This window comes from Micromonospora sp. Llam0 (assembly GCF_003751085.1).
Lineage (GTDB): Bacteria > Actinomycetota > Actinomycetes > Mycobacteriales > Micromonosporaceae > Micromonospora_E.
On the sequence record NZ_RJJY01000001.1, the window covers coordinates 454,640 to 467,129 of the forward strand.

12 protein-coding genes are annotated in these 12,490 nt (G+C 71.7%); all 12 read left to right on the forward strand.

Features of this window, described 5'->3' with window-relative positions; genetic code table 11:
* The first annotated feature begins 279 nt into the window (after positions 1–279).
* The 12 genes from EDC02_RS02115 (at position 280) to rplS (ending at position 12,178) form a co-directional block, all read left to right on the forward strand.
* Positions 280–1,533 carry an ammonium transporter gene (locus EDC02_RS02115; RefSeq protein WP_233605694.1) on the forward strand — a complete coding sequence of 418 codons (1,254 nt, stop codon included), beginning with the start codon at positions 280–282 and terminating at the stop codon, positions 1,531–1,533.
* Positions 1,534–1,557: 24 nt separating this feature from the next.
* A complete protein-coding gene (locus EDC02_RS02120) occupies positions 1,558–1,896 on the forward strand; it encodes a P-II family nitrogen regulator (RefSeq protein WP_199757473.1) in 339 nt (112 codons plus the stop codon).
* A 36-nt stretch (positions 1,897–1,932) separates the two neighbouring features.
* Positions 1,933–4,188: a [protein-PII] uridylyltransferase gene (locus tag EDC02_RS02125; protein ID WP_123600489.1), complete on the forward strand. Its 2,256-nt coding sequence runs from the start codon at positions 1,933–1,935 to the stop codon at positions 4,186–4,188.
* Positions 4,189–4,332: 144 nt separating this feature from the next.
* Positions 4,333–5,892 carry a signal recognition particle protein gene (ffh, locus tag EDC02_RS02130; protein WP_123600490.1) on the forward strand — a complete coding sequence of 520 codons (1,560 nt, stop codon included), beginning with the start codon at positions 4,333–4,335 and terminating at the stop codon, positions 5,890–5,892.
* A gap of 20 nt (positions 5,893–5,912) precedes the next feature.
* The gene (locus EDC02_RS02135) at positions 5,913–6,992 is read left to right on the forward strand and encodes an amidohydrolase family protein (RefSeq protein ID WP_123600491.1); all 1,080 of its coding nucleotides are present in this window, start codon (positions 5,913–5,915) and stop codon (positions 6,990–6,992) included.
* A 104-nt stretch (positions 6,993–7,096) separates the two neighbouring features.
* Positions 7,097–8,503 carry a proline--tRNA ligase gene (proS, locus tag EDC02_RS02140; protein ID WP_123600492.1) on the forward strand — a complete coding sequence of 469 codons (1,407 nt, stop codon included), beginning with the start codon at positions 7,097–7,099 and terminating at the stop codon, positions 8,501–8,503.
* 138 nt (positions 8,504–8,641) lie between these two features.
* Entirely contained in the window at positions 8,642–9,292 is a 651-nt protein-coding gene (locus EDC02_RS02145) for a DUF402 domain-containing protein (protein ID WP_123600493.1), read from the forward strand.
* Between the two features lie 229 nt (positions 9,293–9,521).
* Complete coding sequence (rpsP, locus tag EDC02_RS02150; protein WP_123600494.1) at positions 9,522–10,043, forward strand: 30S ribosomal protein S16; 522 nt, start codon at positions 9,522–9,524, stop codon at positions 10,041–10,043.
* A complete protein-coding gene (locus EDC02_RS02155; protein WP_199757474.1) occupies positions 10,018–10,278 on the forward strand; it encodes an RNA-binding protein in 261 nt (86 codons plus the stop codon). Before rpsP ends, EDC02_RS02155 begins: the two co-directional genes overlap by 26 nt.
* Positions 10,279–10,280: 2 nt before the next feature.
* Complete coding sequence (rimM, locus tag EDC02_RS02160) at positions 10,281–10,847, forward strand: ribosome maturation factor RimM (RefSeq protein WP_199757788.1); 567 nt, start codon at positions 10,281–10,283, stop codon at positions 10,845–10,847.
* A 29-nt stretch (positions 10,848–10,876) separates the two neighbouring features.
* Positions 10,877–11,650, forward strand: a complete 774-nt coding sequence (gene trmD, locus EDC02_RS02165) for a tRNA (guanosine(37)-N1)-methyltransferase TrmD (RefSeq protein ID WP_123604410.1) — start codon at positions 10,877–10,879, stop codon at positions 11,648–11,650.
* A gap of 171 nt (positions 11,651–11,821) precedes the next feature.
* On the forward strand, positions 11,822–12,178 hold the full coding sequence (gene rplS, locus EDC02_RS02170; protein WP_123600497.1) for a 50S ribosomal protein L19: 357 nt from the start codon (positions 11,822–11,824) through the stop codon (positions 12,176–12,178).
* Positions 12,179–12,490: the final 312 nt, after the last annotated feature.

Consider the following 12,490-nt stretch of genomic DNA (forward strand, 5'->3'; position numbering starts at 1 on the left):
GTCTTCCGGACAGCCGGCGGTGGCTATTCGGTTGATATGACCCTGCCTGATCTGGCGATAGTGAAGTGTTCTTCACATGTTGGAAACAACCCGTCACGTGTTGGAAACGGCACGGGCACCCTGCGTGAAACAGCTGCCCAGCAAGCTTCGCGCAACCGGCGAGCGGGCGATGCTGCCTCTTGGAGCCGGTTATGTTTCCAACTGAGAGGAGGCAGCGTGCCGGAACTAGATTCTGGTGCCACCGCCTGGATTTTGACTTCAGCCGCCCTGGTGTTGCTCATGACGCCCGGATTGGCGCTGTTCTATGGTGGCATGACGCGGTCCAAGTCCGTGCTCAACATGATGATGATGAGCTTCGGCGCGATCGGCCTGGTCAGCCTGCTGTGGGTCTTCTACGGCTACAGCATCGCCTTCGGCACCGACGTCGGCGGCGTCACCGGTGACCTCTCCATGGCCGGCCTGCGCGGCATGCTCGAGTCGGGCAGCGAGGGCGGCATCCCGGACCTGCTGTTCGTCGTCTTCCAGATGATGTTCGCGATCATCACCGTCGCACTGATCAGCGGTGCGATCGCGGACCGGGCGAAGTTCGGCGCCTGGCTGCTCTTCGCCGGCCTGTGGGCCACCCTGGTCTACTTCCCGGTCGCGCACTGGGTCTGGGGCGGTGGCTGGATCGGCGAGCTGGGCGTGCTCGACTTCGCCGGTGGCACCGCGGTGCACATCAACGCCGGTGCGGCCGCGCTGGCGCTGGCCCTGGTGCTGGGCAAGCGGGTCGGCTGGCCGAAGGACAAGTTCAAGCCGCACAACCTGCCGATGGTGCTGCTCGGCGCCGGCCTGCTGTGGTTCGGCTGGTTCGGCTTCAACGCCGGATCGGCGGTCGCCGCCGACGGCGCCGCCGCCGTCGCCTTCATCAACACCCAGGTGGCCACCGCTGCCGCCGTGCTGGGCTGGATCGTCGTCGAGTGGTTCCGCGACGGCAAGCCGACCACCCTCGGTGCCGCGTCCGGTGCCATCGCCGGTCTGGTCGCCATCACCCCGGCCTGTGCCTTCCTGGAGCCGCTCGGGGCGATCGCGCTCGGCATCATCGCCGGTGCCGTCTGCGCCCTGGCGGTCGGCCTGAAGTACAAGCTCGGGTACGACGACTCGCTCGACGTGGTCGCCGTGCACATGGTCGGCGGCATCATCGGTTCGCTGCTGATCGGCTTCCTCGCCGTCGAGGTGCTCGCCGGCGAGGGCAACGCCGGACTCATCTACGGCGGTGGCATCGACCTGCTTGGTCTGCAGGCGCTCGGTGTGGTCGCGGTGCTGGTCTACTCGTTCGTCGTCGCCTACATCATCGGCTTCGCGATCGACAAGACCATCGGCTTCCGGGCCAGCGCCGACGCCGAGGTCGAGGGCATCGACACCGCCGAGCACGCGGAGGCGGCGTACGAGTTCAGCAGCACCTCGGGTGGTGGCTTCGCCGCCGCCGGCATCGGGAAGGCGCCCGCCGGTTCGGGCGAGTCCGCTCCGGTCAGCGAAAAGGTCGCCGGATAACGTTCCCTGATGGAGGGGTTAGACATGAAGCTGGTGACCGCGGTCATCAAGCCGTACCAGCTCGACGCGGTCAAGGAGGCCCTGCACGCCCTCGGCGTCGCCGGGCTGACCGTGAGCGAGGTCCAGGGGTACGGACGTCAGAAGGGCCACACCGAGGTGTACCGGGGTGCCGAGTACACCGTCGAGTTCCTGCCGAAGATCCGGATCGAGGTGCTGACCGACGAGATCGACGTCGAGAAGGTCGTCGACGCGGTCGTCACGGCGGCCCGTACCGGAAAGATCGGCGACGGCAAGGTCTGGGTGACGGCCGTCGAGGACGTCATCCGGGTCCGCACCGGTGAGCGCGGTCTCGACGCGCTCTGAGCCGGCGAGCCCGCTGAACCGGGTAGAGGAGAACGCATGACCGACGGAGTCGGGGTCCGGCAGCGTTTCGCGGCCGGCCCCGGCCCGTCGCTGTCCGACGGCATCGGTGCCGCCGCCCGCGTGGACCGGGCGGCGGCGCTCGATGTCTGGCTGACCTCGCTGATGCCGGCCGGGCTGACCGGTATCGCCCTGGTGGCGGTCGGCGGACTCGGCCGGCTGCAGTGCTCCCCGTACAGCGATCTCGACCTGGTGCTGCTCCATCGTGGCGTCGCCGGGATGGACGAGATCGCCGCCCGCCTCTGGTACCCGATCTGGGACGCCCGCCTCGGGCTGGACCACTCGGTGCGTACCCTGCCGGAGGCGCTGTCCGTCGCCCACGACGACGTCAAGGTCGCGCTCGGCCTGCTCGACGCCCGGCACGTCACCGGCGACCGGGAGCTCACCGCCGAGCTGCAGTCGGCCGCGACCGACCAGTGGCGGCGCACCGCCGTCCGCCAGCTGCCGGCGCTGCGCGAGGTCACCGAGGCCCGCTGGCGTACCCACGGCGAGCTCGCCTTCCTGCTGGAAGGCGACCTGAAGGAGGCCGCCGGCGGGCTGCGCGACGTCGGGATCCTGCGCGGCATCGCGCTGGCCGGCATCGCCGACAGCATGCGCCCGGCCGCCCGCGCGGCCCACCTGCGGCTGCTGGACACCCGAGACGCGCTGCACGTCGCCGTCGGTCGACGGGTCGACCGGCTGGTGGCCCAGGAGCGCGCCACCGTCGCCGGCCTGCTCGACCTGGACGACCCGGACACCCTGCTGCGCCGGGTCGCCTCCGACGCCCGCACCATCACCCACGCCCTCGACGACGCCTGGCGCAGCGCCGAGCGGCTGCGCTCGGGCCGGCGGCGCGGCGGCGGACCACCGGTGCGCCGGCCGGTGGCCCGCGACGTGGTCGAACACGACGGCGAACTGGTCCTCGCCCGGACGGCGATCGGCGCCCGCCCGGACCCCAGCCTGTCGCTGCGGGTCGCGGCGGCCGCCGCCACCAGCCGGCTGCCGATCGCCCGGGCGACCTGCGAGTGGCTTGCCGCGTACTGCCCGCCGCTGCCGGCACCGTGGCCGGACGCGGCCCGGGCCGCGCTGATCACCCTGCTCGGCGCCGGTCCCGGTCTGGTGCCCACCTGGGAAACCTGCGACCGGTACGGGCTGGTCGACGGCTGGCTGCCGGAGTGGCCCCGGATGCGCAGCCTGCCGCAGCACAACCCGGTGCACCGGTTCACCCTGGACCGGCACCTGGTTCAGGCGGCACAGGAGGCGACCGCGTTCACCCGCGAGGTGGACCGCCCCGATCTGCTGCTGCTCGGCGCCTTCCTGCACGACGTGGGCAAGGGACTGCCCGGCGATCACAGTACGGTCGGCGCGCCGGTGGCGGCGCGGATCGCCGCCCGGATCGGGCTGCCGCCGGTCGACGTCGACATGATCGACAAGCTGGTCCGGCTGCACCTGCTGCTGCCGGAGGTGGCCACCCGGCGTGACCTCAGCGACCCGGTGACGATCTCCCAGGTCGCCGCTGCGGTGGGCGACACCACCACGCTCGGCCTGCTGCACGGGCTGGCCCGCGCGGATGCCCTGGCGACCGGCCCGGCGGCCTGGTCGGACTGGAAGGGACGGCTGATCGCCGAACTGGTCCGCCGGGTGCACACCGCGCTGGACACCGGGGTGCTGCCCGAGCTGCCGCGACCCGATCCGGCGCTGGTGGCGGGTCCGCTGCCGGCCGTACACATCGACGGTGACGACCGAGTCGCGGTGGCCGCCGCGGACCGGCGCGGCCTGCTCGCCGCGGTCGCCGGCTGCCTGGCCCTGCACCGGTTGGACGTGCTGACCGCCGACGCCTCCACGGTCGACGGGCGGGCCTTGGTCGAGTTCCGGGTCCAGCCCCGGTACGGCACCCCGCCGGACACCATCGCGCTCATTGCCGACCTGCGGCGGGCGGTCACCGGTGACGTGTCGGTCACCCAGCGGCTGCGGGGCCGGGCGCTCGCCGCCCGCCGGACCGGGGCCGACCCTCGGGTGGTGTGGCACCGGGAGGCCGCCACCGACGCCGTGGTACTGGAGCTGCGGGCGGCCGACTCGGCCGGTCTGCTCTACCGGGTGACCAGCGCGCTCGACGAGGCCGGCGCCCAGGTGCGGGCGGCCCGGATCTCCACCCTGGGCGGCGACGTGGTCGACGCCTTCTACCTGGTGGGTGCCGGCCCGGACGACGCCGAGCGGGCCCGGCTGGAAGCCGCGGTGCTGGCCGCCGCCGGATGACCGGGCGGCGCAGTGGCGGAAGCGGGCGCTGGAGTGGCGGAAGCGGCCGGTGCGGGCGGCGGCTAGGCTTGCCAGGTCGGGTGGAGTCACGTCCCGACACCGCCGTGAGTTGCCCTGCCGGATCGACATACAGGATGTTGCGTCGTGTTTGACACTTTGAGTGATCGACTGTCCGGGATCTTCGGCAAGCTCCGGGGCAAGGGGCGGCTCACCGACACCGACATCGACGCGACCGCCCGGGAGATCCGGCTGGCGCTGCTGGAGGCGGACGTCGCGCTGCCGGTGGTCAAGGCGTTCATCGGCCGGGTCAAGGAGCGCGCCCGGGGCTCCGAGGTCTCCCAGGCGCTCAACCCGGCCCAGCAGGTCATCAAGATCGTGCACGAGGAGCTGGTCGGGGTCCTCGGCGGCGAGCACCGCCGGCTCCGGTTCGCCAAGCAGCCGCCGACGGTGATCATGCTGGCCGGGCTGCAGGGTTCCGGCAAGACCACCCTCGCCGGCAAGCTGTCCAACTGGCTCAAGACGCAGGGGCACCAGCCGCTGCTGGTCGCCGCCGACCTGCAACGCCCGAACGCGGTCGGCCAGCTGCAGGTCCTCGGCGGTCGGGCCGGGGTCGAGGTCTTCGCCCCGGAGCCGGGCAACGGGGTCGGCGACCCGGTGGCCGTCGCCAAGGCGTCGATCGAGCACGCCCGCCGGTCGGCGCGCGACGTCGTCATCGTCGACACCGCCGGCCGGCTCGGTATCGACGCCGAGATGATGGCCCAGGCCGCCGCGATCCGCGACGCGGTCGACCCGGACGAGGTCATCTTCGTCATCGACGCGATGGTCGGTCAGGACGCGGTCCGCACCGCCGAGGCGTTCCGCGACGGCGTCGGCATCACCGGCGTGGTGCTGTCCAAGCTCGACGGCGACGCGCGCGGCGGTGCGGCGCTGTCCGTCCGGCAGGTCACCGGCGAACCGATTCTGTTCGCCTCCACCGGTGAGAAGCTGTCCGACTTCGACGTCTTCCACCCGGACCGGATGGCGAGCCGAATTCTCGGCATGGGCGACATGCTCACTCTGATCGAGCAGGCCGAGCAGGCCTTCGACGCCGATCAGAAGGAGAAGATGACCGCCAAGCTGATGGGCGGCGAGCAGTTCACCCTGGAGGACTTCCTCGATCAGCTCATCGCGGTGCGCCGGATGGGGCCGATCGCCAACGTGCTGGCCATGATGCCCGGCATGGGGCAGATGAAGGACCAGCTGGCCGAGGTCGACGACAAGCACTTCGACAAGGTCACCGCGATCATCCGTTCGATGACCCCGGGCGAGCGGACCAATCCGAAGATCATCAATGGGTCGCGCCGGGCCAGGATCGCCAACGGCTCCGGGGTCACCGTGATGGACGTCAACCAGCTGCTCAACCGCTTCGCCGAGGCGCAGAAGATGATGAAGCAGATGGGCGGGATGATGGGTCTGCCCGGTGGCGGGCGGCGTAAGGCGACCAAGTCGCCGAAGAACAAGCGCAAGGGGAACAAGGGCGGCAACCGCGGCGGCGGTGCCCGGCAGCGGGGCGGCGGCGGGGTGCCGGCCGGCTTCCCGGGCGGCATGCCGCAACTGCCGCCCGGCCTCGACCCGAACGCGCTGGGCGGCGGCGACGGTCTGCCGCCCGGCTTCAAGCTCCCCAAGATCGACTTCAACAAGCTGAACAAGCGGGAGAAGGGCTGAGCGTCGTCGACCCCGCGCCCGTGCCGCTGCACGTCCGCGGGGTCGTACTGCCCGAGGACCGGACCCGGGACCTGTGGCTGATCGGCGACCGGGTGACGCTGCACCCGGTGCCCGGTGCGACCACCGTGGTCGACGGCGGCTTCATCCTGCCCGGGTTGGTCGACGCGCACTGCCACATCGGCATCGCCCTCGGCGGGGCACCGATCGGCTCGCTCGACGACGCCCGCCGGCTGGCCGGTGTCGACCGGGACGCCGGTGTGCTGGCGCTGCGCGACGCCGGGTCGCCGTACCCGTACCCGCAACTCGACGACGAACCGGAACTGCCCCGGCTGGCCCGCGCCGGCCGGCACGTCGCGCCACCCCGGCGCTACCTGCGTGACATCGGCGTCGAGGTGCCGGCGGAGCAGTTGTCCGACACGGTGGCCGAGCAGGCCAAGGCGGGTAACGGCTGGGTCAAGCTGGTCGGCGACTGGATCGAGCGGTCCGCCGGAGACCTCGCCCCGGCCTGGTCGGCGGAGGCGATGACCGACGCCATCGCCACCGCGCACCGGGCCGGTGCCCGGGTCGCCGCGCACACCTTCGACGAGGAGGCGGTGCGGATCCTGGTCCGGGCCGGGGTCGACTCGGTCGAGCACGGCACCGGGCTGAGCCCCGACCTGATCGACGAGATGGCCCGGCACCGGACCGCGTTGATCCCGACGATGATCAACATCGCGACGTTCGGCGGGATCGCCGACCGGGCCCGGGAGAAGTTTCCCCGGTACGCCACCCACATGATCAGCCTGCGGGACAGGTTCCCCGAAGTGGTACGCGCCGCGCACGAAGCCGGCGTACCGATCTTCGTCGGCACCGACGCCGGCGGCGGCATCGCCCACGGCCGGACCGCCGACGAGATGCTCACCCTGCACACCGAGGCGGGCATGCCGGCCGAGGCGGTGCTGGCCGCCGCCTCCTGGGGCGCCCGGGACTGGCTCGGCTTTCCTGGCCTGGTCGAGGGCGGGCTCGCCGACCTGGTCGTGTACCCGGCGGACCCGCGTGCCGACCTGCGGGTGGTCCGCGCACCCGAGCGGATCATCCTGCGTGGGCGGGTGCTGCGCTGACCCGGTCGCCGGTGCCGCGTTGACCTAGTCGCCGGGGCGGCCCTGAGTCGGCTGCGGCGGGTGCGGCGCGCAGCCGTCACCGGCGGCGCATAGGATGTCCGGTCATGGCCCGCGTGCTCACACCTCGTGCGGAGGACTTTCCCCGCTGGTACCAGGATCTGATCGCCAAGGCGCAGCTCGCCGACAACGGACCGGTGCGCGGCACCATGGTGATCCGGCCGGCCGGGTACGCCATCTGGGAGCGGATGCAGTCCGAGATGGACAACCGGATCAAGGCGGCCGGCGCGGAGAACGCGTACTTCCCGCTGTTCATCCCGGAGAGCTACCTGCGCCGCGAGGCCGAACACGTCGAGGGCTTCTCCCCGGAGCTGGCGGTGGTCACCCACGGCGGCGGCAAGCAGCTCGCCGAGCCGGTGGTGGTCCGGCCGACCAGTGAGACGGTGATCGGCGAGTTCATGGCCAAGTGGGTCGACTCCTACCGGGACCTGCCGCTGCTGCTCAACCAGTGGGCCAACGTGGTGCGCTGGGAGCTGCGCCCCCGGGTGTTCCTGCGGACCAGCGAGTTCCTCTGGCAGGAGGGGCACACCGCACACGCCGACGAAGCCGACGCGCGGGCCTACGCCCGACGGATCCTGCACGAGGTCTACGAGGACTTCATGGTCAACGTGCTCGGCATCCCGGTGCTGGTCGGGCGCAAGACCGCCCGGGAGCGCTTCGCCGGGGCCACCAGCACCTACACCCTCGAAGGGATGATGGCCGACGGCAAGGCGCTGCAGCTGGGCACCTCGCACGAGCTCGGGCAGAACTTCGCCCGCGCGTTCGACATCACCTACACCTCCGCTGAGCGGGCGGTCGAACATGCCTGGACCACCTCCTGGGGGGTCTCCACCCGGATGCTCGGCGGGCTGATCATGGTGCACGGCGACGACAACGGGCTGCGGGTGCCACCACGGCTGGCCCCGGTCCAGGCGTACGTCATGGTGGTCAAGGCCGGCGACGGGGTCGCCGAGGCCGCGGCCAAACTGCGCGACGCGCTGCGCGACGCCGGCGTACGGGTCGGTCTGGACGACCGGGTCGACACCCCGTTCGGCCGCCGGGCCGTCGACGCCGAGCTCAAGGGCTATCCGGTACGCGTCGAGGTCGGCCCGCGAGACCTGGCCGCCGGCAACGCGGTGCTGGTCCGGCGTACCGACGGGTCGAAGACCCCGGTGCCGGTCGCCGACGTGGTCGGCGCGGTCCGCGACGCCCTCGACGCCGACCAGCAGCGGCTGTACGACGAGGCGCTGGCGCTGCGTCAGGCGCGTACCGTCGAGGTCGGCACCCTCGCTGACGCCGTCGCCGCCGCGGCGACCGGCTGGGCCAGGGTGCCCTGGTCGGTGGTCGGCCCGGCGGGCGAGGCCGAGGTCAACGCGCAGGGTGTGACCGTACGCTGCCTGCTGCGTCCGGACGGCTCGGTGCCCGACTCCGACGACGAGCCCGACCTGGTCGCGGTGCTGGCCCGCTCGTACTGACGCCCCGCCCTGCCGTCGGTGGGCGGTGTCGCCCGTTCGTGGGCGGTGTCGCCGTCGGGCTGTTCGTGCGGGTGCCGTCGTCGGGCCGTTCGTGGGCGGTGCCGCCGTCGTTGGGCATGGTGAGCGAGGGAGTTGAGCATGCGGTTTCAGCCGGGTCAGTTGATCATGCATCGGAATGTGCGACGTGGGCGGCTCGGCTGGGTCCGTCCGGCCCGGGTCGTCGTCGACGACGAGCGGGGCCTGCTGGTCTGGGTCGACCGGGGGTCGCCGGTGGTCAACGAGGTGGCCGACGACGGCCGTGGCATGCGAGCGATGCCGTTCACCGAGTGGATCACCCGGTCGTACCGGATCAAGCACGGCCGCTGGCTCGGCCCACCGGTGCTGAAGTTCCTGCCCGCCGGGGCCGCCCATTCGGTCTGGTGGTTCCGCGACGACGCCGGGAACTTCCTCAACTGGTACGTCAACCTCGAAGAGCCCGGCGTGCGCTGGGCCGACGGCGACCTCGCCGGGGTGGACGTGGTCGACCAGGACCTCGACGTGGTGGTCCGCCCGGACCGCAGCTGGGTCTGGAAGGACGAGGACGAGTTCGCCGAGCGGCTCGCCTTCCCGGAGCACTACTGGGTGCGTGACGAGGCGGCGGTACGGGCCGAGGGGCGGCGGGTGATCAAGATCGCCGAGGCAGGGGATTTTCCGTTCGACGGCACCTGGTGCGACTTCCGGCCGGACCCGGCCTGGGCGCCGCCGGCCGAGCTGCCGCCCGGCTGGGACCGCCCGCCGGCCGCCGGCTGACCGCCGGAGGCCTGGCCGGCGGCGACCCACCGGGGCCACCGGGTGTGGCGGTGCGCCACGGGTCTGGCACAATAGCGTGTTGGTATCCGGTACGTGTCCGGCGCCCTCTACCCGGGCACGTCGCCAGTCCACCCGAGCTGCCTCTGGCCCAACCCCACTGTGCCGGTCGGCGTTCACCCGCGCACCGCCCTCGGGGGCCGGTGAAGATCGCAACAGGAGCGAACAAACCGTGGCCGTAAAGATCCGGCTTCTGCGGATGGGCAAGATCCGCAACCCGCAGTACCGCATCGTCGTCGCCGACTCGCGTACCAAGCGCGACGGGCGGGCGATCGAGTTCGTCGGGATCTACCACCCGAAGGAAGATCCGTCGGTCATCGAGGTGACCTCGGACCGTGTCCAGTACTGGCTCTCGGTCGGCGCTCAGCCGAGCGAGGCCGTCCAGCGCCTGCTGGAGAAGACCGGCGACTGGCAGAAGTTCAAGGGCCTGCCCGCCCCGCCGCCGCTGCTGGTGGCACCCGAGCGGGCCGACCGCAAGGCGGCGTACGAGGCGGAGGCAAAGGCCGCCGCGGGCGTCGCGGACACGCCGACCAAGCCGGCGAAGAAGTCCGAGAAGAAGTCCGAGCCGAAGGCCGAAGCGAAGTCTGAAGCGAAGTCTGCGCCGAAGGCCGAAGCGAAGTCCGAGCCGGCGGCTGCCGAAGCGTCGGCCAAGACCGAGGAGCCCAGCGGTGCCGGCTCCGGCGAGCAGGCCTGACATGGTCCTCCGGCCCGCGCTGGAGCACCTGGTCAAGGGGATCGTCACCCACCCCGACGACGTACGGGTCCGGCTGGTCGACTCGCGCCGGGGCAAGCGCCTGGAGGTACGGGTGCACCCGGAGGACCTCGGCACCGTGATCGGCCGCGGCGGGCGCACCGCCAAGGCGCTGCGACAGGTGATCGGTTCGATCGGCGGGCGCGGCGTGCGGGTCGACATCGTCGACTCGTACTGATGCTGTTGATCGTCGGTCGGATCGGCCGACCACACGGAATCCGTGGCGAGGTCACGGTCGAGGTCCGGACCGACGAGCCGGAGACCCGGTTCGCCGCCGGATCGGTGTTGATCACCGATCCGGCGGCGGTGCCGGCCGCCCGCGAACCGCAGCAGCCGACACCGCCCGGCGCGACCCTGGTCCGCGTCCCTGACCGGTTGACCATCGAGACGGTCCGCTGGCATCAGGGCCGACCGTTGGTGCAGTTCACCGGGGTTGTCGACCGCGACCTCGCAGAGGCGTTGCGGGGCGTACTGCTCTGCGTGGACAGCAGCGACATCGCTACCCCGGAGGACCCGGACGAGTACCACGATCACCAGCTGGTCGGCCTGTCGGTGGTCACGCCGTCCGGTGAGGTTCTCGGCGAGGTGGCCCGGATCGACCACGCGCCCGCATCCGATCTGCTGGTGCTCCGCCGGCCCGGCGGCGGGTCCGCCCTGGTGCCGTTCGTCCGGGCGATCGTGCCGGAAGTGGATCTCGCCGGTGGGCGGGTGGTCGTCGACGCCCCACCCGGCCTGCTCGACCTGTGAGCGCCCCGATGCCATCCGGCGCGGTGCCGCTGCAGGTGGACGTCGTCACGATCTTTCCGGACTACCTGGCACCGCTGGACCTGTCGCTGATCGGCCGGGCGCGCCGGGCCGGCCTGCTCAGTGTCGAGGTGCACGACCTGCGCCGCTGGACGCACGACGTGCACCGGACGGTGGACGACACCCCGTACGGCGGTGGCGCCGGGATGGTGATGCGCCCGGAGCCGTGGGGCGCGGCGTTGGACGAGCTGACCGCCGCCGGACAGCCGCCCGCGCGGCTGGTGGTGCCGACCCCGGTGGGGGAGCGGTTCGACCAGGCGATGGCGCAGCGGTTGGCCGCCGAGCCTCGACTGATCTTCGCCTGTGGCCGCTACGAGGGGATCGACCAGCGGGTGATCGACGAGGCGGCGGCAGCGCTGCCGGTGACCGAGGTGTCCCTCGGCGATTTCGTCATCTTCGGCGGGGAGGTCGCCGTGCTGGCCATCCTGGAGGCGGTGACCCGGTTGATTCCCGGGGTGCTCGGCAACGCCGGATCACTCGTCGAGGAGTCCCACTCGGACGGGCTGCTGGAGGGGCCGGTCTACACCAAGCCGCCGCAGTGGCGGGGACGCGAGGTGCCGGAGGTACTACGATCGGGCGATCACGGCCGGATCGCCCGGTGGCGGCGGGACCAGGCGCTGCTCCGTACGGCATCGCGTCGGCCGGATCTGCTCGCCGGACTGCCGGCCGGAAAACTTGACAAAAAAGACATTGCACTGCTGGCGGCGGCCGGATTTCAACTGCCGGCCGGTGATGTGGCAGAGTAGTGGGGTTGCCGCAGACGGGCATGCGTGTCCGGCTGCGAGGATCCCGCCAGCGGGGAGGCGTCGAACGTTGAGGCATCGAAAGCTGAGGCGTAGCGCGTTCCGGCCCGGGATCAGAATCATCCATCCGCGCACCGCGAGACGGTGCGCCTTGAGTAGCCCAAGGATGCAGCGATGAACACGCTGGACGCTCTTGACGCCCAGTCGCAGCGGACCGACCTTCCGGACTTCCGCGCCGGTGACACGCTCAAGGTGCACGCCCGGGTCGTCGAAGGTAACCGTTCCCGGGTGCAGGTCTTCCAGGGCGTGGTGATCCGCAGGCAGGGTGCCGGCCTGCGGGAGACCTTCACCGTCCGCAAGGTCAGCTTCGGTGTCGGAGTCGAGCGGACCTACCCGGTCAACAGCCCGGCTATCGACCGGATCGAGATGGTGACCCGTGGTGACGTCCGTCGCGCCAAGCTGTACTACCTGCGAGAACTCCGTGGCAAGGCCGCCAAGATCAAGGAGAAGCGGGAGAAGCAGGCCAGCTGAGCCCGCTGATCCCGGTTCCCGATCTCAGGACTGCCGCTGGGAGCTTTCGCCAACTACCCTTGCGGTAGTGATTGATGGGGAGCGCTACATCTGCGGCATCCGTCGCGGCGGCGGGAGCCAACTGTGCTACCGCTCGTGGCGCCTGACGAGAGGCGCCGTGGGCGGTAGCGCCGTGTCTCGGGACCGGGGAGATGCGTAGCGTGTATCCACAAGGAGACCAGGAGCAGTGGCAGCGGCGCGCCTCGGCGGGGGCGCGGTCGCAGCGCAACCGTCGGGACGGCCGGCCGGTGGCGCGCCCGCGTCGGTCGGGCC

Excerpts from the sequence above, each read along its gene's own strand:
- EDC02_RS02115 (WP_233605694.1), top strand. The coding sequence starts at position 280 with ATGACGCCCGGATTGGCGCTGTTCTATGGTGGCATGACGCGGTCCAAG.
- EDC02_RS02120 (WP_199757473.1), top strand. The coding sequence starts at position 1,558 with ATGAAGCTGGTGACCGCGGTCATCAAGCCGTACCAGCTCGACGCGGTC.
- EDC02_RS02125 (WP_123600489.1), top strand. The coding sequence starts at position 1,933 with ATGACCGACGGAGTCGGGGTCCGGCAGCGTTTCGCGGCCGGCCCCGGC.
- proS (WP_123600492.1), top strand. The coding sequence starts at position 7,097 with ATGGCCCGCGTGCTCACACCTCGTGCGGAGGACTTTCCCCGCTGGTAC.
- EDC02_RS02145 (WP_123600493.1), top strand. The coding sequence starts at position 8,642 with ATGCGGTTTCAGCCGGGTCAGTTGATCATGCATCGGAATGTGCGACGT.
- rplS (WP_123600497.1), top strand. The coding sequence starts at position 11,822 with ATGAACACGCTGGACGCTCTTGACGCCCAGTCGCAGCGGACCGACCTT.